This window comes from Chloracidobacterium sp., assembly GCA_025057975.1.
In the GTDB taxonomy this organism is placed as follows: Bacteria; Acidobacteriota; Blastocatellia; order Chloracidobacteriales; family Chloracidobacteriaceae; genus Chloracidobacterium.
Window position 1 is genome coordinate 167,815 of sequence record JANWUV010000005.1, and the last position, 19,219, is coordinate 187,033.

The 19,219-nt window shown below is 59.8% G+C and carries 19 protein-coding genes; 12 read left to right on the forward strand and 7 right to left on the reverse strand.

Annotated features, from left to right (window positions below; all coding sequences use genetic code 11):
* The first annotated feature begins 105 nt into the window (after positions 1–105).
* From NZ585_06115 to NZ585_06140, 6 genes are all read left to right on the forward strand, one after another.
* Complete coding sequence (locus NZ585_06115) at positions 106–597, forward strand: ATP synthase F0 subunit B (protein ID MCS7079609.1); 492 nt, start codon at positions 106–108, stop codon at positions 595–597.
* Entirely contained in the window at positions 594–1,109 is a 516-nt protein-coding gene (locus NZ585_06120; GenBank protein MCS7079610.1) for an ATP synthase F0 subunit B, read from the forward strand. The genes NZ585_06115 and NZ585_06120 overlap by 4 nt, the downstream gene beginning before the upstream one ends.
* Before the next feature lie 34 nt (positions 1,110–1,143).
* Positions 1,144–1,677, forward strand: a complete 534-nt coding sequence (atpH, locus tag NZ585_06125) for an ATP synthase F1 subunit delta (protein MCS7079611.1) — start codon at positions 1,144–1,146, stop codon at positions 1,675–1,677.
* A 27-nt stretch (positions 1,678–1,704) separates the two neighbouring features.
* A complete protein-coding gene (gene atpA, locus NZ585_06130) occupies positions 1,705–3,222 on the forward strand; it encodes a F0F1 ATP synthase subunit alpha (GenBank protein MCS7079612.1) in 1,518 nt (505 codons plus the stop codon).
* Positions 3,223–3,246: 24 nt separating this feature from the next.
* On the forward strand, positions 3,247–4,137 hold the full coding sequence (gene atpG, locus NZ585_06135) for an ATP synthase F1 subunit gamma (protein MCS7079613.1): 891 nt from the start codon (positions 3,247–3,249) through the stop codon (positions 4,135–4,137).
* Between the two features lie 220 nt (positions 4,138–4,357).
* Positions 4,358–5,392 (forward strand): iron ABC transporter permease, encoded by a 1,035-nt coding sequence (locus tag NZ585_06140; protein MCS7079614.1) that lies wholly within the window; start codon positions 4,358–4,360, stop codon positions 5,390–5,392.
* A gap of 87 nt (positions 5,393–5,479) precedes the next feature.
* On the opposite strand, the gene NZ585_06145 is transcribed toward NZ585_06140, so the two are convergent.
* Both NZ585_06145 and NZ585_06150 read right to left on the reverse strand, forming a co-directional pair.
* Positions 5,480–6,652: an acetylornithine/succinylornithine family transaminase gene (locus NZ585_06145; GenBank protein ID MCS7079615.1), complete on the reverse strand. Its 1,173-nt coding sequence runs from the start codon at positions 6,650–6,652 to the stop codon at positions 5,480–5,482.
* A gap of 36 nt (positions 6,653–6,688) precedes the next feature.
* A complete protein-coding gene (locus NZ585_06150) occupies positions 6,689–9,094 on the reverse strand; it encodes a response regulator (protein ID MCS7079616.1) in 2,406 nt (801 codons plus the stop codon).
* Positions 9,095–9,172: 78 nt separating this feature from the next.
* Here NZ585_06150 and NZ585_06155 point away from each other — a divergent pair, with 78 nt between their 5' ends.
* The 5 genes from NZ585_06155 to NZ585_06175 all read left to right on the forward strand — a co-directional run bounded on the left by NZ585_06155 (position 9,173) and on the right by NZ585_06175 (position 13,190).
* Positions 9,173–10,600 (forward strand): HD domain-containing protein, encoded by a 1,428-nt coding sequence (locus NZ585_06155; GenBank protein ID MCS7079617.1) that lies wholly within the window; start codon positions 9,173–9,175, stop codon positions 10,598–10,600.
* Between the two features lie 145 nt (positions 10,601–10,745).
* On the forward strand, positions 10,746–10,937 hold the full coding sequence (gene rpmF / locus NZ585_06160) for a 50S ribosomal protein L32 (GenBank protein ID MCS7079618.1): 192 nt from the start codon (positions 10,746–10,748) through the stop codon (positions 10,935–10,937).
* A gap of 80 nt (positions 10,938–11,017) precedes the next feature.
* Positions 11,018–12,067, forward strand: a complete 1,050-nt coding sequence (gene plsX / locus NZ585_06165; protein MCS7079619.1) for a phosphate acyltransferase PlsX — start codon at positions 11,018–11,020, stop codon at positions 12,065–12,067.
* A gap of 13 nt (positions 12,068–12,080) precedes the next feature.
* Complete coding sequence (bcp, locus tag NZ585_06170; GenBank protein MCS7079620.1) at positions 12,081–12,575, forward strand: thioredoxin-dependent thiol peroxidase; 495 nt, start codon at positions 12,081–12,083, stop codon at positions 12,573–12,575.
* A gap of 36 nt (positions 12,576–12,611) precedes the next feature.
* The gene (locus NZ585_06175; GenBank protein ID MCS7079621.1) at positions 12,612–13,190 is read left to right on the forward strand and encodes a hypothetical protein; all 579 of its coding nucleotides are present in this window, start codon (positions 12,612–12,614) and stop codon (positions 13,188–13,190) included.
* An 83-nt stretch (positions 13,191–13,273) separates the two neighbouring features.
* Here NZ585_06175 and NZ585_06180 read toward each other — a convergent pair whose 3' ends face one another.
* Entirely contained in the window at positions 13,274–13,693 is a 420-nt protein-coding gene (locus tag NZ585_06180) for a RidA family protein (protein MCS7079622.1), read from the reverse strand.
* 45 nt (positions 13,694–13,738) lie between these two features.
* Between NZ585_06180 and NZ585_06185 the strand changes: the two genes are divergently transcribed.
* Entirely contained in the window at positions 13,739–14,467 is a 729-nt protein-coding gene (locus tag NZ585_06185; GenBank protein ID MCS7079623.1) for a rhomboid family intramembrane serine protease, read from the forward strand.
* On the opposite strand, the gene purN is transcribed toward NZ585_06185, so the two are convergent.
* The 4 genes from purN to NZ585_06205 form a co-directional block, all read right to left on the reverse strand.
* Positions 14,446–15,069: a phosphoribosylglycinamide formyltransferase gene (gene purN, locus NZ585_06190; GenBank protein ID MCS7079624.1), complete on the reverse strand. Its 624-nt coding sequence runs from the start codon at positions 15,067–15,069 to the stop codon at positions 14,446–14,448. The two genes, NZ585_06185 and purN, sit on opposite strands and share 22 nt — an antisense overlap.
* The gene (locus tag NZ585_06195; protein MCS7079625.1) at positions 15,066–15,491 is read right to left on the reverse strand and encodes a YraN family protein; all 426 of its coding nucleotides are present in this window, start codon (positions 15,489–15,491) and stop codon (positions 15,066–15,068) included. The genes purN and NZ585_06195 overlap by 4 nt, the downstream gene beginning before the upstream one ends.
* Positions 15,492–15,500: 9 nt before the next feature.
* On the reverse strand, positions 15,501–18,320 hold the full coding sequence (locus tag NZ585_06200) for a hypothetical protein (GenBank protein MCS7079626.1): 2,820 nt from the start codon (positions 18,318–18,320) through the stop codon (positions 15,501–15,503).
* Between the two features lie 186 nt (positions 18,321–18,506).
* Entirely contained in the window at positions 18,507–19,205 is a 699-nt protein-coding gene (locus tag NZ585_06205; protein ID MCS7079627.1) for a response regulator, read from the reverse strand.
* Positions 19,206–19,219 lie beyond the last annotated feature (14 nt).

Genomic DNA, 19,219 nt, shown 5'->3' on the forward strand with positions numbered 1-19,219 from the left:
GAAGTTTCCGTTGACAGTCACAACCTCCACGAGTAACTTCGCAGCTTGCTTTTCAGATCATTCGGTAGGCGCGTAAGGCTGCCGCGGCCTGCGCCGTCGTTGTTTATGATGGAATCGTTATTGGGCTTCAGTAGTGGACAGCTAGGTCGCTTCCTCGCCGCCGAAAGCAGCTTACTGACGCCTGATTGGTCGCTGTTTGTCACAGTTGGCGTATTCCTCATCGTGGCGTACCTGCTGAACGTTCTGGTCTTCAAGCCAGTTCTGGCAGTGCTGGAGGAGCGTACACGTTTGACGAGCGGTGCCCGCCGAATGCTCGGTGACTACGACCAACGTCTAGCGGCGTACGAGGCAGCGTTGCGTGACGCCCGAGTCGCAGCGGCGCAGCTTATTGCGGAACGTCGGGCCGCCGCCCTGCAGCGGCGTACCGAAATCATCGAACAAGCCAAGCAGGCCGCCGCCGCTGAGACAGCAGCCGCGACGCAAGCGCTCAGCGCTCAGGTCGCCGCTGCCAAAGAAGCCCTCTTGCGCGACGCCGAACAGTTGGCGGCTTCTATTGCCGAAACCATCTTGGGTCGCCGGATTGGAGCGTCCCGATGAGTTTGATGCCGTTTCCGCCGCTGTTTGTCGCCGCCGGCGTTCCGCTGTGGGCGAAATTTCTGAATTTCGCCGTTTATGCCGGCCTGCTGACGCTCCTGCTCGCCAAACCGGTGACGGAAGGGTTGCGCAAACGCGCCCAAAACATTCGGGATGCTCTTGCCCGCGCCGGCCAGGAGCGAGCTTTGGCTGAGGCCAAGCTGCGCGAGCTGGAAGAGCGTCTGGCGCGTCTTGAGTCGGAGCTGGTCGCCATCCGCACTCAGGCCGAGCAGGACGCTCAAGCCGAGTACGACCGCATTCTCGCCGCCGCTGAAGCCGACGCTGAACGCCTACGTCGTCTCGCCAGGCTGGAGATTGAGGGCGCAAGCCAAGCGGCGCGGCTTGAGCTCCAAGCCTTTGCCGCCTCCAAAGCGGTCGAGCTGGCGGAGGCGCTCCTTCGGCGCGAACTCTCCGCCGATGACCACTCGCGTCTGGTGGCGACCTACACCGCCCAGCTTGAGAAGCAGCGCGCTTGATGGAAACCGTAATAGGCTGACAAAACGCCGTTCTATGACTTCACTCGCCAATCGTTACGCCCGCGCAGTGGCCGACGCCGCCGGCGCGGATTTTCCAACCGTTGTTGAAGAGGTCAAAACGTTCCACCAGCTCATGACGAGTCACGCCGAGTTGACCGAGGCGCTGACTAACCCCACGATTCCGCTCGACCAAAAGGAGCGATTTCTACGCGCCCTCTGCGCACGCCTGAAGCCCCATCCGACCACGACAAACTTTCTGATGGTTGTCCTACGCCACCAACGGATGGCCGTGTTGGGCGATATCCAGAAAGCGTTGGAGGCGTTGCTGGACGCGCGTTCCGGCGTGGTTGCCGTTGAGGTGGCCAGCGCCAAACCGCTGAGCGTGCGAGAGCGACGTGCGCTTGAGGAGCGTTTGCGGAAGTTGGTTGGCGGCGATATTCGACTGACCTACAAGGAAGCGCCGGAGTTGCTCGGCGGCGTTGTCGCGTGCGTTGGCAGCACGTACTACGACGGTTCCATTCGCACCCAACTTGCCGAAATTCGAGAGCGACTGACCCGGCGCTACTGAGCCGACCGGATGAGGTTGAGGAATGACATGGAAGCCATTCGAGCTGATGAAATTAGCCAGCTAATCCGTGAGCAAATTGAGACTTTCCAAACCGGCGTGACCGTCGCCGAGGTCGGGACGGTTATTAAAGTCGGCGACGGCATTGCCGAAATCCATGGTCTGGACAAGGTCATGGCCGGCGAGTTGCTTGACCTGCCGCACAACGTCAAAGGCATCGCCCTCAACCTTGAAGAAGACAAAGTTGGAGCGGTGCTCTTTGGCGAGTATCAGGCCATCAAGCAGGGCGATTTGGTCAAGCGCACCAAGCGCATTATGTCCGTCCCCGTCGGCGAGGGCTTTCTGGGGCGCGTCGTCAACGCGCTGGGTGAACCGATTGACGGACGCGGCCCAATCGCCAACGACGGCTACAACCCGGTTGAGCGACTTGCGCCGGGCATCGTCGAGCGGCGCTCGGTCAAAGAACCAATGATGACTGGCATCAAGGCGATTGACGCCATGATTCCAATTGGGCGCGGTCAGCGCGAACTCATCATCGGCGACCGGCAGACCGGTAAGACGACCATCGCCATTGACACCATCATCAACTCCAAGGGGAAAGACCTCATCTGTATCTACGTGGCGATTGGTCAGCGCAAAGGCTCTATCGCCCAACTCGTCAAGCGGCTCGAAGAGTACGACGCCATGAGTTACACCATTGTGGTGTCGGCCTCGTCATCCGACCCGGCCGCCATGCAGTACCTTGCGCCGTACGCTGGGACGGCGATGGGTGAGTACTTCATGGATCGTGGTAAGCATGTCCTGTGCATTTACGATGACCTGTCGAAGCATGCCGTCGCGTATCGGGAAATCTCGCTTCTGCTGCGGCGGCCGCCAGGGCGCGAAGCCTATCCGGGCGACGTGTTTTACCTGCATTCGCGTTTGCTGGAGCGGGCGGCGAAGTATAACGAAAAGCGCGGCGGCGGTTCGCTGACCGCCTTACCGATTATTGAGACGCAAGCGGGGGACATTTCTGCTTACATCCCTACGAACGTCATTTCGATTACCGACGGGCAGATTTTCCTCGAAACCGATCTGTTCAATGCCGGCGTGCGTCCGGCCATCAACGTCGGCAACTCGGTGTCCCGCGTTGGCAGCTCGGCGCAGACCAAGGCGATGAAGCAGGTCGCCGGGATGCTCCGGCTCGAACTGGCACAGTACCGCGAACTGGCGGCCTTTGCCCAGTTTAGCTCTGACCTCGATAAAGCGACGCAGCGCCTGCTAGCGCGCGGCCAGCGCCTAACGGAAATTCTCAAGCAGGGGCAGTATTCGCCTATGCCCTTGGAGGAACAGGTGTTCGTCATCTGGGCGGCGACCAACGGCTATGTGGATGACATTCCGGTGTCGGAAGTGCGGCGGTTTGAGGCGGAGTTACTGGCCTACCTCAAAAACAACCATGCGGCGCTGCTTCAAGAAATCGCCACAAAAAAAGAGCTCACCGACGACATCAAGGCCAAAATGAAGGCAGCGGCGGATGCTTTCAAACAAACCTTTGTCGTTCGCGCGTGAGCCGCCGTCGTTAGAGAGGTTGCCATGCCGAATTTGCAGGGTCTTCGACGGCGCATCAAAGCCGTCAAAAACATGCGCCAGATTACCAAGTCATACAAACTTGTTTCGGCCTCAAAGCTCCGCCGTGCGCAGGAACGGGTGACGGCGACGCGACCCTACGCGCGAAAAATGCAGGAAGTGCTGCGCAACTTGTCGGCGGCGACCGACTTCACCAGTCCGCTAATGGAAGAGCGGGCAGGCAACCGAACGCTGCTCGTCTTGATCACAGCCGACAAGGGTCTGTGCGGGGCCTTCAACGCGAATCTCATTCGAGCGGTACAACAGTACATCACAGAGCATCCTACCGAGCGCGTCGAGTTAGTGGTCATTGGACGCAAGGGCAGGGATTTTTTCCGCCGGCGCGCCATCCCAATTCGCAAGGAGTACATCAACGTCACGTCGAAGACCTTCGGCTATGAGTTGGCGGTTGAAATCGCCCAAGACATTTTGAATATCTACGAAGGCGCTGCTGAAGACGAAGAAACCCTTGCGGTACGACCCGATCGCGTCTGCCTTGTCTATGCTGAGTTTCGGTCGGCACTCTCACAGGTTGTGCGGATTGAGCAACTGCTGCCCGTTGTACGTCCGGCGAGAGACGAAGCGGTCGCAAGCCAGAGCGGGCCAGACTACATTTACGAGCAACCGCCGGCGGAGATTCTTGGACGCTTGCTGCCGCGCTTTGTCGAAACCTGCATCTTTCAGGCCTTGCTAGAGTCAGTAGCCTCGGAGCATGGCGCACGCATGGCGGCGATGGATTCCGCCAGCCGCAACGCCGGTGAAGTCATCGCTCATTTGACCTTGACGATGAACCGCATTCGGCAGGCGGCGATTACAAACGAGATTATCGAAGTCATCAGCGGCGCGGCGGCCCTGTAGGGGGCGTGGTGGCCCTGACGCGCTCCGGGAGATGTTGCGTCCAAACGACCGTAGGTGGCTCATTACCGCCTGCGACGACTTGAAAAAAGCTTTGCGATGTCCGAAGAGGCTGACTGTCGCCGGTGGCGAGTGGTGTATGCAGTGACCCTGCTGTACACGGCGCTGCTCATTGGGCTGCTTGACTGGCTAACGCGCTGTTTCCGTTAGAGGTGGGCGCTGTATGGGCGTACGCCGTACGGTCTCCCCGCTGTTGTTTTTTCCGTTAGCGATCGGTCTATTGGGGGCGTCCGTAGTGTTGGGCGTAGCTATCGGCAGTGTGACCGTGCCGCCGGCGACTGTCGTTGCCGTCCTTGTCTCGAAATTATTGCCTTGGTTGAGAGCTGACGGTTTGTCGCCGACCGACGAAGCAATTGTCTGGGCAATGCGTTTGCCGCGGGTGCTGGTCGCTGCGTTGGTTGGGGCGGCGTTAGCGACGGCGGGTGTCCAGATGCAGGGCTTGTTTCGCAACCCACTGGCGTCGCCGGATATTGTTGGAACGAGCGCAGGCGGAGCGCTAGGGGCGGTTGTCGCCATCGCCGCTGGTCTGTCGGCGGTTTCACCTGTTTATATTCCGGCGTTTTCGTTTGGAGGGAGCGCCGTAGCGTTAGTGACCGTTTACGCGCTGACAGCCCGTGCTGGACGAGCGCCTATGACGACGCTGTTGCTGGCCGGCGTTGCGATTGGGTCACTATGCGGCGCACTGACGGCGCTAGTCGTTTCGCTGGCGTGGAAGCGGTGGGAGGTCGCGCAGGAGATTTCATTCTGGCTAATGGGCGGCTTCGACAGCCGGACGTGGCTGCATGTTCGGCTGTTGCTGCCGTGTGTTTTGGTCGGTTTTGGTGTGGCGCTTGCTTATGCGCCGGAACTGGATGTGATGTCATTAGGTGTTGAAGACGCCCGCGCCTTGGGCGTCGAAGTCCGTCGGACGACTTGGATAGTGCTTACCGCGGCGGCTTTACTGACCGGCGCAGCGGTCGCGGTTGGCGGGATCATCGGCTTTGTCGGCCTCATGGTCCCACACGCTGTCCGCTTCGTAGTCGGGCCGCGTCATCGAATTCTGACACCGGCCTGCGCGCTTGTTGGAGCGGCGTTTCTAGTGGGTGCAGACTTGCTGGCCAGAACTGTTAATCGTCCCGAAGAAATTCGGCTAGGCATTGTCACAGCGATCATCGGCGCGCCTTATTTCCTACGCTTGCTCTTGCGACCTATGGAATAACGGTTGAGGGCAAGCTGCCCTATGCCATCGCCAACAGGGTTTAGTCCACTCGGCAAGTACGCGACCCAACTTGGCGTCCAGCTGACCCTATGGCGCGGTGAGAACCTCTGTCAAAACAGCGACGGCATAGGCAATATCTTCCTCATCCAGAATGAGGGGCGGGAGCAGCCGAATAACACTTGGGCCGGCGTTGAGAACCAGTAACCCTCGTGCCTGAGCGGCTGCGATGTAGGTCGCCGCCGGTTCAGTCAGCTCAATCCCAATCATGAAGCCGCGTCCGCGTACATCTCGAATCCGGCGGCTTGGTATGGCGCGCAGTCGCTCAAAAAGCACAGCACTGCGGCGCGCAACCTGCGCCGGAAGGTTTGTTTCCCTGAGAACGTGCAATGTTGCACGGGCGGCGGCGCAAGCCAGCGGCCCACCGCCGAAGGTTGTGCCATGCTGGCCGGTCGCCGGCTGCGCCACCCGCTCGCCCACCGCCACGGCCCCCATTGGAAAGCCGCTCGCAATTCCTTTGGCCATTGTTAGGATGTCCGGCTGTACGCCAACGGCTTCACAGGCGAAGAATGCACCCGTTCGTCCAAAGCCTGATTGCACCTCGTCTACAATCAGTAACGCGCCACGCTCCCGGCAGAGATGCTGAGCCGTCTGAAGGAATTCAACTGTTCCGGGCCGGACACCGCCCTCGCCTTGGATGACTTCAAGAATGACCGCCCCAATCTCATCCGTCACGGCGCGCTCCAGCGCCGCGACATCGTTGTAGGGAACGTACTTAAATCCCGGCAACAGCGGCTCAAACGGCTCGCGGTATTTTGGCTCCCACGTCGCCGTCAGCGCTCCAGCCGTCCGGCCGTGAAAGCCCCGGATTGCCGCCACAACGCCATGGCGGCCTGTCGTCAAACGCGCAAACTTGAGCGCCGCTTCATTGGCCTCGGCCCCGGAGTTGCAGAAAAACAGTCGCGTCAAGCCCACCGGCATCACCGCTGTCAGCTCAGCGTAGAGCTGCGCGCGCTGGTCATTCCCAAACGAGCCGGAACAGGCGATGAGTGTCGCCGCCTGCTGACTGATTGCCTCCACGACAGCCGGATGGCAGTGACCGAGACTTGCCACGCCATACGCAGCGGTGCAGTCGAGGTAGCGCCGGCCTTCGGCGTCCCAGACATATGCACCGGCACCACGAACAAGGGTAATACCGCGTGGGAGGTACAACCCCAGGCTGTGTTGGGCTTCAAGCGCAGCAAGGGCGGCGGTTGGCGTCACCTCGTCTCCTGAAAGGGGGCGCAAGCCCGGGTAGCGTTAGGCGTCCGTCCTCTGACCGTTGCCCTGCGCCAGATGTTTCTTGATGAGCAGTTCAGCCAGATCAGGAACCACTTCCCAAGCAATTTCGCGGACAACCCGATCTGAAATTTCAGCGACTACCCTCCGTACGATGTCGTCCACAACGGCTGGCGGCAGTGTAAAGGATGACCAATCAACGGCGGCTGGCGGCATAGCTTCAACGGGCGCAACCGGCAAAGCCTCCGTTGTAGCAAGTTGCGCCGTCTCGGCCGCCAGCGGCTCCTCAACATGAGCCGGTAGGACGGAGGGAGTAGGCGCGACGGCAGCCGAAACCTCAGTAACTGATATTGATTCGTCAACGAGGGTCGCCGGCCCATCTGCAAAACGAACTGACTCATCCACCAGCGTCATTGGCCCGATCGGCGAAACCGCCGCCGGCGTAGCTTCCACAGCTTCAACCGACGGGGAATCCACCGGTGACGCCGGTGCAAAGGGCGCGATTTCCAGCGCAGCCGGCGTAAACGTCGGCGCGAATGCCGGCGTCGAAGCGCTTTCTTGCAGCGTCGTTGGCGTGGTAACGGCCATCACCGGCTTCGGCGCAACGGCCGAAACATCGGCCTCCCCCGCTTCCATAGCGGCTGCCACAGCCGTCTCAGCCTGGGGAGTGTCAACTGCAGAGGTGAAAGATGGGGCTTCTACAACCGGCGTTGGCGGCGGCAGCGCTGGCTCAACCGACGTTTCAAGTGAAGGAGCGCTGGTTTCAGCGACTTCCATCGCCGCCACGCTGGCTGTTTCGGTGGGTGTTTCAGCAACCTCAAAGACCAAGGACGGCGCTTCCGCCGCCGGCGTCGGCGCAGACTCAACGGCAGGTTCAACACGAGCCTCTGCCTGCTGTTGTTTGCGGATGGCAAGCAGTTCGTCCGGGAGTAGATCAGTGTCCGCTATTGAGGACTCTTCCTGCACTGCAATCTCAAAGGCTGGCGGCGACGGTGGTGCAGCTAGCTCCGTCACCGGCTCCATCACCGGCGCACCGGCTGGCGCAGCGTCATGGGGGCTGGGCGCCGGGGCGACTTCCGCCGCTGGCGGCTCAGCCGCTGTTGGAGGCGAGACCATCCCAACCAGAAAGTCAGGCGGCGGGATTGGCTCACTCAAAAGATCGCTTGTTTGAACGGTCGTTAGCGATGTTGTGGCTGGAGGCAAGGAGGTGGTTTCGTCCTTGGTCTCCAACGCCGTTGCCAAAGGAGGTTGGTCAAGCGGACTTGTCCACGGAGGCGTAACCTGTGCTGGCGGGGTGACAACAAAAGTGGGCGCTGAAACTTCCGCAGCAACTGGCGACGACTCGCTTGTCCCTGCGTCAACAATAAAGACCGGGGCTTCTTCCAGCGGCGCTGCTGCGGCGGAAACAGGCGTCTCAGCCGGTTCAGAGGAAACAACCGCGCTAACCTCTTGCGTAAGGATTTCCGTCTGAACCTCTGTCGCCGGCGTAACCAGGACATCTGGTGTAGACGATGGCGCAAACGTTGGGGCCTCATCCAGTTCCAGCGGCGACTCTGTCTCAAGCGCGCTTGAAGTGGTTACTGGAGTCGGGGCGGCTGCCAACAGTTCGGGGAGTTCCGCCGGATCGAGCTTCGTGGTGGTCACACCAAAGTCCGGCGGCGGCATCGGTGGAAATGTCGGACGAGCGATCGGCGTAGAAAGCGTCTTGGGCGGCTCCGGATAGGTCAACACGGGTGGCGCTTGTTCCGGCGGCGGCAGGTCAAGAATAAAGTCCCCTGTGTCCTGAGAGGGTGGCGGCGACGGCGCTGGATCAAGCGGCAGGAGCGGTTCCAAGTCAGGAAGCCGCCCGTCGTCTATCATTGAAGGTGTAACCTTAATCGTTGGCGGTGGAACATCGGCTTTCGGATCCAAGCCGACAAAGTGAAAGCTCGGCGGTTGGTTGCCAAGCGCGGACGGCTCCTTCGCGACAGGAGTAACAGGCGGTGGAGCAAACGAGCCAAGCACTTGTGTCTGAGCAACTGACGGCGCGGTGGTTGGCGGCGAGGCCGGCTTTGGCGCAGCCCGTTCCAGCATTTTCCGAATGAGCGCGACAAACTCCTGCTCCGCAATTGGTTTGACAATATGTCCGTCAGCCTTGACGCGCTTAGCTTCCTTTTCGTCGTACGGCTCAAATTTGCCTGTTAGGAGGAGAACCGGAATATGCTTGAAGTCTGGATGTTGCTTGACGTATTCGCACACCTCGTAGCCGGTGCGGCCAGGCATGAAGACATCGGCCAGAATCAAGTCCGGTTGGATGGCGGGCAGTTTCGAGACCGCCGTTTCCCCGTTGCTTAGAGCGACGACGTCAATCTCGCACTTTTCAAGGTACAGCCCGAACATCTTCTGGATGCTCAAACTGTCGTCTGCCAGCAGGACTTTACGACGCATTGGCCGTTCTCCTTCTTACGCGGCGGAGCCTGTATGGGCTTTGAATTCGAAACAGAAAGTGAGCGAAAGTTAACACCCTTGTCGAGGCCTGTCAAAAACTTCACCTCCCACCGGCCAAAACATCATCCGGCGTTAGTTTCCGGACGCGCCACCCGGTGGGGGAAAACTATCCGCGACGCCGTCCATGGTGACATGGCGTTTTCAGCCGATGAAGTGCGTTTGCTGGACACACGCGCCATGCAACGCTTGCGCGGCATCAAGCAGCTTGGCCTTAGTTCCTTGGTGTATCCGTCGGCGGTGCACACCCGCTTCGAGCACTCCTTAGGCGCATGCCACTTGGCTGGAAGAATCATTGACAGCCTTGAGCAGAAGGGCGTCTACCGCTTCACGGAAGATGAGCGCCGCCGCATCCGTGCGATGGCGCTGCTACACGACATCACCCACGTTCCTTTTGGACACACCTTTGAAGACGAACGCCGCATTGCGCCACGCCATGACGCAGATGCGGCGCGGCTCGACGCCATACTGGACGATGATCTGGGCTGGGAGCTTGAACGACAGGGGTTGCTGGCGACAGTGCGCGCTCATCTAACCGACGGCGTCGCCCGGACGCCGGACGACGATTTTCTTCACGACATCTTCGCCGGTACGATTTGCGCTGACTTACTAGACTATCTGCGGCGTGATGCGCGTTTTTGTGGGCTAACAGTGGACTACGACGACCGCCTGTTCACGCTCTTTACACGTCTGGGTGGGCGGCTGGCGCTTGACCTCCAGCGCCATGGACGATTTCGCCACGACGCCCTATCGGAAGTGGTTCAGGTGTTGCGGATGCGCTACCTCCTGACCGAGCGAGTGTATTTCCATCACGCCAAGATCGCGGCCGGGGCGATGCTGTCAAAGGCGCTCGAAATGGCTATCGCCGCCGGCAGGTTTCGCTACGCCGACCTTTTCCACTTGCGGGATGACGTTTTTCTCTACGTTCTGCGTCAGCAAACCGCCGATCTACCGGAGGTGCGACGACTGCTGGCGGACATTGAGTGTCGCCGACTGTACAAACCGATTTTCTGGACAACCCGTGACGGAATCCGGGAGGAGGAGCTGGCTGACCTCAAGCGCCGATTTTATGAAAATGCCGACGGCGCACGCGCCCAGCTGGAGACGGAGTTGTGTGAGGCGGTAGGAATGCCCCAAGGCAGCGTAATTGTCTATTGCCCATCGCCAGACATGTCACTCAAAGAAGCCGATGTGACGGTACAGTTGTCGGAAACGCAGTCGGCGCGGTTGTCGTCATTGCGGCATCCTGAGATTGAGACTTTGCTGTTACGGCATCGCCAACTGTGGCGCTTAGTAGTGCTGGCTTGCCCAAACTTTGGACGCCGCGACGCCGCCATCCGACGGACGCTAACACGGCTGTGTGAAACGCGACTCAATCTACCCCATGGCGGCGACGGCGGCAGGACGCAACCCCCTTTTGCTTTTCCGCCGTTTCAGACGCAGGTTTAGCCGCTTCAAGCGCCGATAAGTGCTGAAAGAGCCTCACACGAGGCTATCATTGCATTGACAAACATTTAACGAACTCTATAATCTCGCGCTTTTGCATTTTCCGTTGAGTTTTGAGGCAGGTGTTTTTGAAAGGCGGTGAGTACGCATGCCGAACCCAAAACGACGCCACTCTTCATCACGGCGTGGGAAGCGTCGCGCTCATGACGCGCTTCCTTACCCCACCTTGGTGCGTTGCCCAAACTGTGGGGCGCCGCGCTTGCCGCACCGTGTCTGCGGCGAGTGTGGCTTCTATCGCGGCCGTCAGGTCATCCAAGTTCGTCGGAAAGAGGAAGAATGACAAGCGAAACCGCACCGCTCGGCCGGACCGGCCGACGGTGCCGCTGATGCGTTCTCGTCCGCTGTTTTGGCAAGACGACTATGCTGCACATTGCGCTTGACGCCATGGGTAGCGACCGCGCTCCCAGGCCGGAAATTGAAGGAGCGCTGTCGGCTGCCCGTGAACTTGGGGTCGAGATTTTGCTGGTTGGGCCGCCCCACCGACTGCAACCGGCGCTGCGGGACGCCGGATGGACAAACGAACCAATTGCCATCCTTCCTGCCAGCGACGTTGTGACGATGGATGACGCCGCTGTTGACGCCGTTCGCGCCAAGCGTGATTCGTCCGTGCGTATTGGGATTGAAGCTCTCAAGCAGGGGACAGCCGTCGGTTTTGTGAGCGCTGGCAATACTGGCGCCGTCGTCGCAGCGGCGACCCTGCGGCTGGGGACGCTGCCAAGCGTGATCCGGCCGGCTCTGGCGACGGTGCTTCCAACGCTGAGCGGACGAGGAACGCTGCTGCTGGACATCGGCGCTAACGCGGACTGCCGCCCTGTGATGCTGGATCAGTTTGCCGTAATGGGAGCGGCGTACGCCGCGCGGGTGATGGGAGTGGCGCGACCGCAGGTTGGATTGCTCTCCATTGGCGAGGAAAGCGGCAAGGGGAATGCCCTAACACGCGAGGCGCATGGGTTGCTGCGCCGGCACGCGCCGCACCGAATGTTTGACTTTATCGGTAATGTAGAGGGGAAAGACCTCTACGCCGGCGTTGCGGATGTAGTGGTCTGCGACGGCTTTACCGGCAATGTCGTCCTCAAAACGAGCGAAGGACTGGCCGCCGCCTTGCTGGCGCTATTGGGACGGGTTTGGGACGAGGTGACGCCGCCGCCGAACGCCGCCACGCTCGCCGAGCTGCGGCGGGTGCGTGCCAAGTTTGATTACGCCGAATACGGCGGCGCTCTTCTATTGGGCGTACCGCACCCCATCGTTATTGCCCATGGGCGTTCAACCGGCCGCGCCATTTACAATGCGATTCGCGCAGCGCGGGACGCCTTCTTGAACAACGTCAGTCACCAGATCGCCGCCAATGCGACGGCGGCGGTGGTGCAAACGGCGCACTACAACGGCGCAACTCACAACGGACGGACTTAGCGGCGAGTTTGATATGGCTGTGCAAAATGCTCCGTTGTCCGTTGGCGACCCGGCTCCGGATTTCGCCCTTCAGGACGCCGCCGGCAATCTCGTCAGGCTGTCTGACTTCGCCGGGCGGCGCGTCGTCCTGTACTTTTACCCGCGCGACAACACGCCGGGCTGCACCAAGGAAGCGTGTGCCTTCAACAGTGTCTTGGACAAGTTAACGGCGCTTGGCGCACAGGTCATCGGGATTAGCCCCGACGACGTGCCTTCCCATGCGAAGTTCGCCGCTAAGTTTGGTTTAGCGTTCCCGTTGCTGTCCGATCCCGATCATGTCGTTGCCGAGCAGTACGGTGTGTGGCAGGCGAAGAAGAACTACGGGAAAACCTACTTCGGCGTTGTCCGCACGACCTTTATCATTGACGAGCAGGGGCGCATTGCGCGCATTTTTCCCAAGGTCAAAGTTGAGGGTCACGAAGCGCAGGTGCTTCAGGCGCTTGCCGAACTAGACCGCAAGAAAGGTTAGTTGTCTGGGGTCTTGGCAGTGGATAGAGGCGTGACGATGGGACAACGGACACAATGGCTTGGGCTGTGGTGGTTGACGTTGGGGGGCTTGGTTGCGGCGGCGGCGCAGGATATTCCCCTCCCGTCGTCAACGCCTACCACTGAGCGAAGCGGTGAGGTGCGCAAGTTCGCCGATCCCGAAGCCGGTTTTGAACTGGAACTGCCGCCTGGTTGGCGCACGGAAAACGCCATTGAGAACGACGGTCGGCGCATTCTGGAAATCATTTACCGTGATCGCAGCCAGTCATTGCTCAAGGTGCGCCGGGAAGCGATCCCGGCCGAGTGCGATGATGATCCGCCGCGTTGTATGGCCGACCGCGAGGCTGAGACTTCACTTCAGTTCCGTCCCGACTTCCAGTTGAAAAAGCGCGAACGTTTTTCGACGGCCGTGGCGCGCGGTACGCTGCTGACGTTTACGTTTCGCCGCGTCGGCAAGCCGATGACTGGCCGCTATTACTTTCTACAAACCGACGAGCGAACGGTCTGGGTGCTACGCTTCGAGGGCGAGACACGCTTCCACGACACCCTGCGCTACCAGACGGATCGGTTGGCGTACTCGTTTCGTCCGCTGCCGTAAGGCATTTTGGAGTGCCCAAGCTTCACTGGCCCGCGAAGACAACTGGAGATCAAGCCGCCTGCACGCTGGACAGGCGGTACAACTTACGCTGGGGCGACGGCAATAGCTTTGATTTCAATGAGTAAGTCAGGATGTGGTAGTTCACGAACCGCCACCGTTGTGCGTGTCGGGCCGCTCGCGGCGGTGAAATAGCGGTCATAGACGGCATTGAAGGCTGCGTAGTCGGCCATATCCGTCAGGAACACCGTCACATCCACAAGGTGGTCAAGCTCGGCGCCGGCGGCGCGTAGGACGGTTCGCAGGTTCTCGAGAACGGCTTCTGCTTGCGCCGCAATGTCACGCACGACCTGTCCGTCCGGCGTATGAGTCACGCCGGCAATGGTGTCGTCGGCCTGGCGCGCTGACAGCCCAGAGACAAACAGAAACCCGCCGGCCCGTCGCGCATGCGGATAGTTAGCCCGTGGACGGGCAAAATCGGCCACAATGATGGTATCTTCGCCCATGGCTCGCTAATTCAGTGAGCAAAATGGTTCACAAGGAGACGACCTGTGATCCCAGTTCGTGACGACATTCCCTCAAGCCGCATTCCGTTTGTCAACATCACCCTGATTGTCGTCAACGTCGTCGTCTTTTTGTTTGAACTGGCGCTTACGGAACGTCAATTGCGTCTGTTTTTCTATGAGTTCGCCGTCCAGCCTTACGAATACCTTCTCTACTTCAGCCCATACAATCACGGTCGTATTGAGCTGACCGATCTTGTCGTGCCGCTGTTTACCTCTATGTTTATGCACGGCGGTTGGATGCACATCATCGGCAACATGCTCTACCTATGGATTTTCGGCGACAACGTCGAGGATCGCATGGGACACGTCAAATACCTTGTGTTTTACCTGCTGTGCGGCGTCTTGGCTTCCGGGGCGCATATCCTGTCCGACCCGACCAGCCGCATTCCGAGTCTTGGTGCCAGCGGTGCCATTGCCGGTGTCCTGGGTGCCTACATTTGCCTCTATCCGCATGCACGGGTGTTGGTGCTGATACCGGTGCTGTTGTTTTTCTTCACTGCTGAAGTACCGGCATGGATTTTCCTCGGCGTCTGGATTCTCCAGAACTTCGCGTCCGGTGTGGCCACGCTTGGCGTCGAGACGGCGCAGGGCGGTGGGACGGCCTGGTGGGCGCACATCGGCGGTTTTGTGGTCGGCGCGATACTTGTCTGGGCCTTCGCCCGTCGCATTCCACCGCGCCGCGTAGTGTACTATTACCCCGACTGGGATGACTGAAACACCACGCGCCGTCCTTCGATGCGCCATGGCTCGTAGAGTAAGCGCTCGACAGCCGCCGGGTAGGTTTTGTGTTCGGCGGCGAGAATCCGCGCCGCTAAGGTTTCCGGCGTATCGTCGTCCAGCACCGGCACAGCTGACTGCATAACGATAGGGCCATGATCAAGCTCCTCATCCACGAGATGGACAGTGCAGCCGGACACCTTCACGCCATAGTCAAACGCCCGCCGCTGGGCGTCTAGTCCCGGAAAGGCAGGGAGCAGCGACGGGTGAATGTTTACAATGCGGTTGGGAAACGCCCGGATAAACGTCGGCGCAAGCAAACGCATAAAGCCAGCTAAACAGATTAGGTGCGGCGCAAACGGCACCACCGCCTCGCGCAGCGCGTCGGAATGAGCGGCGCGCGACAGTCCAGTGTGCGGTACAATCCGGGTTGGAATGCCCTGTTCGTCCGCAAAGGTTAGACCAGCGGCGTCGGCCCGGTTGCTGACGACGGCGGCCACCGTTGCGTGCAGGCGTCCTTTCCCAATAGCTTCAACAAGCGCCCGCAGGTTCGAGCCGCGACCGGAAATCAAAACGACCAGACGCGGTGGGTCGGTCATGAGAAGAACCCCTTGAAGAGGGTAATGGTGGGGGTTGTGGCTGGCGCGTCCCAGAGAATGGCGACGACATCGAAGCGATACGGCGCATCCGCCGGCCCGATCAGCCGCCGGTAGCGTTGGGCGGCGCGGCGTAAGCGGTACCGTTTGAAGGCCGTCACGGCGCTTTCCGGCGTGGCGACGCTGGCGGACGTACGGGCTTTGACCTCAATGAACACCAGGGTCGGGCCGTCAAACGCTACCATATCAATCTCACCGTAGATGCGTCGGCCGGTGTGCGTGCGTCCGATGGGCAGGCGCACGTTGTAAGCGGCGATACGTAAACCGCGCCGCATCAGAAATTGCGCGGCGAGCCGTTCCCCCATTCGTCCAAGTTCGGCGCGGTTCAGGCCAGCGATTGAGGACTTCCCGGTGAGTTCCGTCATGGTGATGGCTCACGATGATTGCTGCGGATGGCTTGCATCAGCCCGTGGCGTCGCCCGCCGAAAAGGCGTAAGACACAGACGAATCAGGGTGTAAGTCCAGCGGGTCGCCGCCGCCTTCCACAGTGGGCGGCGGGCCAGCCGCTCGATGCGTTGTAACCGCTCTTCAAGCAAAGTGCGTTCTTCCTTGGTGTAGTAGTCGCTGCCGCTGGACGGCGCAAGGCGTTCCGTCAAAGTTTCCCGGAGTTGCCGCGCCAAACGCGCGACTTCCGTCGGCGGATAGGACGCCAGCACCATTTCCAAATCGCGTAAGCGCACCGGCGGCGTATCCAGCCCCAAACAATCCTCCAGCAGGTAGGTTTCAGGCGGTCGCCAATCCGGTACTGAGGCGACGCATTGCACCGTCCAGATGAGTCGCAGGAACCAACGGCGTAGCCACCACGTCAGCCAAGACATCTTCGCTAGTTCCTGAAGGTCCTGCCGGCGCTGCGCGTAAGTGCGGCGTTCCGCCGGATCAATGTCTTCCGGCAGCGTTGCATACCATTCGTCAAAGGCCCGCGCCAGCGCACGCAACGCCGTCCGTGAACGGGCCATAATTAGCACTGACGAAATCTGTGTGAGACGCTGGATGGTGGTTTCAAGGGTTTGCCATTCGACCAGCACTCGTTCATCCGTCAGGTCGAGCGTTTCCAGTTCACCCAGCGCGACAATATACGACGCTAGCTGGATGGGCTCACGCCGGTCTAGATCGCGGAGCATTGCCGGGATGCGCGCCCGATATTCAAGGCGCTCCGTTTCGTTCAATACCAATAAGTCATCCAATCGGCGCTGAATGCGCCGCAAACAGGCGCGCGCCGCAACAATTTCTTCGTAAACATAAGCTTGCCCAGCTAGTTCGAGGGCGACCTCGATGGATTGCGTCACGACCGTCGCGTCGTGCGTCTGCGGCGTAACGTGTTGCGCCAGTCGCTCAAACGTATACGTCGCCATCGGCAGATCACTGCGCGCCAAAAAAGCGCGTTTGCCCAGATCGTCCACCGACACCCGCGCCGCATGCCGTTCATGCTTCTCCGGCGAAAAAACACGCTCCTCGTATTCAGCCTGCTCCTGTGCGCGGGTGAGAATGCTGATGTGAAAAGCGCGCCAGAAGCGTAAAAACGCCTCCTGCAGAATTTCGTGCGGTTGGCGCATGGTCGCCGCGCCAACCAGCTCGGCGTTTCGGTCAGACTGCACAAAGGACGGAAAGTGAATTTTAGTAAACGCTAGCTCCTGTTCGATATGCCAAGCGGCGATGCCGTCCAAATGATACTGCTCAACATCGTTCGGCGTTCGTCCGGTCAGCAGGCGGACGTAGGTGCGACTCCACTCTAGAACCAAGCTTCGCCAGTACAGATAATGCTCGTAGCTGTTTTCTCGTGCGCGGGCGTAGTCATGGTCAAAGACCCGGCGTAAATGGTTGAGGCAGTTAAGGAGGTCGCTGGTCGCCACGCTTTCGGCTTGACGGCGGAGTTCTTCCGTGTCGCCAACTGACAGAGGAATGGAGCGCCGGTGCTTGATCGCGTTGACCAGCAGTTCAGCCAACGTGTTCCGCTGGTTGAAGACATCCATGCCTTCGGCGAGCGGCAGCCCATTGCGCCGCGCAAAGTGCGCTGTGCCTTCGGTCAGTCGTTCGACGGCGTAGATGTCGCCGGTCGGTGTGGTGAATTTTCGCATCGCGTCGTGGCAGTAGAACGCCAGTTCGCAGAAATCGCCCACCCGCTTGAGCAGGAACAGTTTGCTGCGCAGTGTCCTAGATGAACTCAAGAACTCCCGCTCAAAGCCATGCAGGAAGCGATGGAGTACGTCGGGAAAGAGATCGAAAAACACCTGCCGCAGCAGCGGTACGTACACGTATCGGACGGCGTCCACGAACCGTGCGCCTTCTTCCTTCAGCATCTGCACCGTTGCAGCCAGAGCGGTTTCGATAAACTTGATCTGAGCTTCCAGCGACTCAGACAAATGATGCTGGACGTATTCGCTGAGGATATAGGCTACGGGGTGGTCAGGGCCTTGATTCCGCAGCGTAATGCTTGGAATTCCACGACGCTTGGCTAGGGCTTCTAGCGTGTACTCCACCGCCGCCGCAAAGAGCGCGTCGTCAGTGATTTTTTGCCACTTGCGCGCGCTAATGAGCATTGCCAGCAAACCGACCTCTCCTTCTCGGTCAAGCAGTTTTTGTTCTTCAATAAGGCGCTTAAGGTAGGCGGCGTCAGAGGGGGAATACACCGCCGTCCCATTTTTGTCCTTGAGCACCGTCGTTTGCAGGCTGACTTCCGCATGGTCGGCTGCGGTTTGTGGGATGAGCGGGTGTTTCAACAACGCCTGAATCACTTGTACGGTGCACCGGTCAATTTCATCCGGCGTCAGGGGGCGGTCGAGGCCGCGCGGCAGTGTTGTGCGGAGAATGGTTTCTAAGTTGAGATCTACCGCCAACTCTACTGGACGCATTGCAGCGGGAAAGTTGGGAATGAACTCCCGGCAGTACGGCAGCAAGATGTCGGCGGCGCGCACCTCAAAGTCGGCGATTTTAATTTCGCCAGTTCGGAACTTCTCCCGATGCCATTCCAGAATGATGGCGGCGATTTGGTCTTTGATTTCGGCGATGCGAACTTGCTGGCGCAGAGCCGTCCGCAGTTCACTAAGGTTAAGGATCTGGGTCATCCCGCCGCCGCCAGTGCGGAGCGGCGTTGTCGCGCGGGCCGCTGGGGGCGTCGTCGGTATCAGCGCCGGCAGACCGAGTTTGCTGAGCCGTTCGTTGAGTTCCCGCTCGATCTCCTCCAGCGAAGGCGTCACTGGCGACGGTTCTTCCGACGCTGTTTGTTGAGAAGTAGCCTTCGGCGGAACTGCGGTAGGAGAATTCCGCTCCATAGAACAGCTTCCCCGAGCCGTGAAAAAATGGGCGGAAGGCGGCGCGGGGCGCCGCTTTGACGCCGTCACCGCCGCCTTACCGGGGCAATCCTTGCTAATTGGCGGCGCGAGCTAGCCTTGCCGTTTGATGAGCCGCGTGATGTCCATCGCCAGCGTAATCTGATCGGCCACTTCATAGGCCTCAAAGGAATACATCAGCAGCGGCGACGCCAAAATTTCCCGTACGGCGGTTTCGCCAAGGCGATCTTCAAGCTTGGCGTGAACCGCGTGGCCGCCCTCGAAGAAAATCGCGCCGGAAAGCGGCGCACTGCTTTCCTCGGCGGCTTTGATCAAGACCGTCAATTTGCCGCTCAGTTTGTGCCGTATGACAAGGTCAATACACTGCGCCAAGGTGATTTGTTGCAACGGATCTGGTGTGGCCTTGCCGGTCGCCATCGCCTGATGTTTCGCCAAGGCGCTGTTGACGCGAATCAGAAGCTCCTCCAGGGCAAACGGTTTTCCAAGATAGTCGTCGGCCCCCAAACCCATACCTTCGACCCGTTCTTCAACCTCCCGCTTGGCGCTCAAAAAGATAAACGGAATATGCTTAGTCGCCTGATTGAGGCGCACTAGTTGACAAACTTCATGCCCGGTCATGCCGGGCATCATCACGTCGCACACAATCAGGTCGAAAGGTCCGGCTTGCTGCAGGAGGCGCATCGCCGTCAATCCACTGTCGGCCTCCACCGGCGTGTGTCCGCCATGCTTGAGCGCCATGACGGTCGCCAACCGCACATCCGCTTCATCGTCAATCACCAGAATGCGTGCCATAAGCTATGTCTTTT

Coding starts and splice junctions, on each gene's coding strand:
- NZ585_06115 (MCS7079609.1), top strand. CDS start 106: ATGATGGAATCGTTATTGGGCTTCAGTAGTGGACAGCTAGGTCGCTTC.
- NZ585_06120 (MCS7079610.1), top strand. CDS start 594: ATGAGTTTGATGCCGTTTCCGCCGCTGTTTGTCGCCGCCGGCGTTCCG.
- atpH (MCS7079611.1), top strand. CDS start 1,144: ATGACTTCACTCGCCAATCGTTACGCCCGCGCAGTGGCCGACGCCGCC.
- atpA (MCS7079612.1), top strand. CDS start 1,705: ATGGAAGCCATTCGAGCTGATGAAATTAGCCAGCTAATCCGTGAGCAA.
- atpG (MCS7079613.1), top strand. CDS start 3,247: ATGCCGAATTTGCAGGGTCTTCGACGGCGCATCAAAGCCGTCAAAAAC.
- NZ585_06140 (MCS7079614.1), top strand. CDS start 4,358: ATGGGCGTACGCCGTACGGTCTCCCCGCTGTTGTTTTTTCCGTTAGCG.
- NZ585_06150 (MCS7079616.1), bottom strand. CDS start 9,094: ATGCGTCGTAAAGTCCTGCTGGCAGACGACAGTTTGAGCATCCAGAAG.
- rpmF (MCS7079618.1), top strand. CDS start 10,746: ATGCCGAACCCAAAACGACGCCACTCTTCATCACGGCGTGGGAAGCGT.
- plsX (MCS7079619.1), top strand. CDS start 11,018: ATGCTGCACATTGCGCTTGACGCCATGGGTAGCGACCGCGCTCCCAGG.
- bcp (MCS7079620.1), top strand. CDS start 12,081: ATGGCTGTGCAAAATGCTCCGTTGTCCGTTGGCGACCCGGCTCCGGAT.
- NZ585_06175 (MCS7079621.1), top strand. CDS start 12,612: ATGGGACAACGGACACAATGGCTTGGGCTGTGGTGGTTGACGTTGGGG.
- NZ585_06180 (MCS7079622.1), bottom strand. CDS start 13,693: ATGGGCGAAGATACCATCATTGTGGCCGATTTTGCCCGTCCACGGGCT.
- purN (MCS7079624.1), bottom strand. CDS start 15,069: ATGACCGACCCACCGCGTCTGGTCGTTTTGATTTCCGGTCGCGGCTCG.
- NZ585_06195 (MCS7079625.1), bottom strand. CDS start 15,491: ATGACGGAACTCACCGGGAAGTCCTCAATCGCTGGCCTGAACCGCGCC.
- NZ585_06205 (MCS7079627.1), bottom strand. CDS start 19,205: ATGGCACGCATTCTGGTGATTGACGATGAAGCGGATGTGCGGTTGGCG.